Source organism: Geomonas sp. (assembly GCF_056994735.1).
This window is the reverse complement of sequence record NZ_JBXKJL010000126.1, coordinates 1-2212: the sequence shown is the minus strand read 5'-3', so window position 1 is coordinate 2212 and position 2212 is coordinate 1. Positions and strand designations below refer to the sequence as shown.

The following is a 2212-nucleotide window of genomic DNA, read 5'->3' as shown; positions in this document are numbered from 1 at the left end:
GCTGAGTTTAAAGCCAAGGTCGCGCTCGACGCGCTAAAGGAGTTAAGGACAGTCCCGGAATTGGCTCGGGAATACACCGTCCATCCGACGCAGATCAATCAGTGGAAGAAGCACTTGCGGGAGGGCGCTCCTAGCCTGTTTGGGTGTGCAGGGCGTTTGCCCGGAGGGACGGACTCGGCGGTGGTCACCGCCCTGTATGAAAAGATGGGACGGCTGAACATGGCGCTGGACGGGTTGAAAAAAAAAGTTGACCGAGTCAGTGGATGAACGTCGGGCGTTGGTGGAACCGACCGATCCGGACCTGCGTATTGAGCGGCAATGCGAGCTGTGGGGTGTAGCGCGCAGTAGCTATTACTAACCTGAGTTCGGGATAAGCCCTCACGGCGCGGCCAAGGCATTCACCCTCATGAGCTTCAGAGTGGGTTTGTTATCGGACAAGCAATAGGCCACAATGCCCGCCATGAGATTAACGAGGAAGTTGCCGCTGGAGCGGTGGCGGGTGTGTTCAATCTGGCAAAGATTTTTCAATTCGTCGAACACGGTTTCGATGAGGCAACGGCGGCGTAGAAGGGTCTTCTCGAAGGCGGTGCGGGACGCCGGTTTCATATGCTTTCTGAGCGTAGTAATCAACTGGATATCCCGTTCGGCCAATGCCTTGGTAAGCTGCTGGGCGATGTATCCTTTATCGGCGAATAAATGACCGAACAGCCCTTGGCACAGGTTGAGTAAGGGCTTACGGTCATCCACATTACCGGGCGTTAGCTTCAAGCGCATCAGTTCGCCTCTGGAATTAATGATGGTGTGGAGCTTGAAGCCATCAAACCAGCCCATCGAGGTTTTACCACGCGCGGCGCGGCCCTGGAAGACCCGGTGGCGGGCGAGGCGCCGGTTGTCACAGACTGCCAGGGGGGTGGCATCAACGATGGATATCCCGTCACAGGATCCCTTGCGCGCCTCGAACAAAGCGGCCAAGGGCGCCGCGCACCGCGGCAACAGCTCGACACAGCGGTGGTAGCTGGGCAGCGTGGGAAACGCCGTGCGCAGAGGGCGACAGGCATAGTCCAGATAGAAGCGCTTAAACTGGCGGAAGCGCAGGTGGTGGAACAGGACGACCAGCGTCATCAACTCGGACAGGCTAAAGGTGGTGGTGCGCCGTCTGCGCGGGTGGGCGCCCAGGGTTAACTGGCGCTGCTGCCATGCCGGCTCAAACCGGCGGCAGAAATCATCCAGCAGGCAAAACACCTCAGTTAAACTATCCACGGGCGTCTCCTAGCTGCGTCGGGTTTCTGTGTGCAACCAAAATCTTACGCAAAAAGGTGACGCCTACCTACAGCTTTCTTATCCCGAACTCAGATTATATTTACTATTTTACCACGACGGCCGCCCGAAAACGGCGGAATATCACCCCCTGCCTGATTACTTTCCGCGACCGTGCCCGCCTGACGCGCCGCCTCCGCAAGCCTGATGTTAGGGGGTGGGTATGAACCGGGTTACTTTCACCGAGGTCCGCGACCGGATGACCGGTCAATGGCGCCCCTGCCTTGAGGCTCTTGGACTTCCTTCGAGTGCCTTCGAGAAGGGCAATCACCCCTGTGTCTTTTGTGGCGGAACCGACCGCGCCAACTATGGCAACCGCCAGCATCCAGAAACCTACTACTGCCGGCAGTGTGCCGGCCGCGGCCTGGACGGTTTCAGCATGCTGCAAGAGTGGCATGGTTGGACCGCCGTAGAGGCGCTACCAGCGGTTGCTGGCTGGCTTGGTATGGGCTACCACGACAACGTCATCCCATTCACTAGAGCGCGCCCACGGCCCCTACCAGCTCAACCCACGAAGCCATTACCTGTCCATCGAGACCGCATTCGACAGCTATGGCAGGAAGCCGCCCCGTTGACCCGTGAGGCCGCCGCCCCGGCGCGTACCTATTTCGAGTTCCGCGGATTGGCTGGACTGCCCGCCATGCCGCGGGAGATTCGTTGTCACCCTTCACTGGCCTACTGGTGGCGGAATCCGGACGGCGACCCGGTGAACCTTGGCACGTTCCCGGCGCTGGTTTCTCTAATCCGCTCGGTTGACGGCCGAGTTAAGGGCTTGCACCGGACCTATTTGCAGTCCGCCGGACGCGGCAAGGTGCGCCTGCTCGAGGATGGGGAGCGGGTACAGCTCCCCGCCAAGAAAACGCTTGCGGTCAGCGACGGAGCGACCCGCGGTTGC

General features: G+C 59.8%; 3 protein-coding genes. 2 read left to right on the top strand and 1 reads right to left on the bottom strand.

Annotation, left to right across the window (positions count from 1 at the left end; genetic code table 11):
- Positions 1 to 267, top strand: a 267-nt coding sequence (locus tag AC11W3_RS06065) for a transposase (protein ID WP_484092653.1), incomplete at its 5' end; no start/stop codon positions are given.
- Positions 268 to 378: 111 nt separating this feature from the next.
- Here AC11W3_RS06065 and AC11W3_RS06060 read toward each other — a convergent pair.
- Positions 379 to 1260: an IS982 family transposase gene (locus AC11W3_RS06060; RefSeq protein WP_484092652.1), complete on the bottom strand. Its 882-nt coding sequence runs from the start codon at positions 1258 to 1260 to the stop codon at positions 379 to 381.
- Between the two features lie 220 nt (positions 1261 to 1480).
- Here AC11W3_RS06060 and AC11W3_RS06055 point away from each other — a divergent pair.
- The coding region (locus tag AC11W3_RS06055; protein WP_484092651.1) for a DUF7146 domain-containing protein at positions 1481 to 2212 on the top strand (732 nt) is incomplete at its 3' end.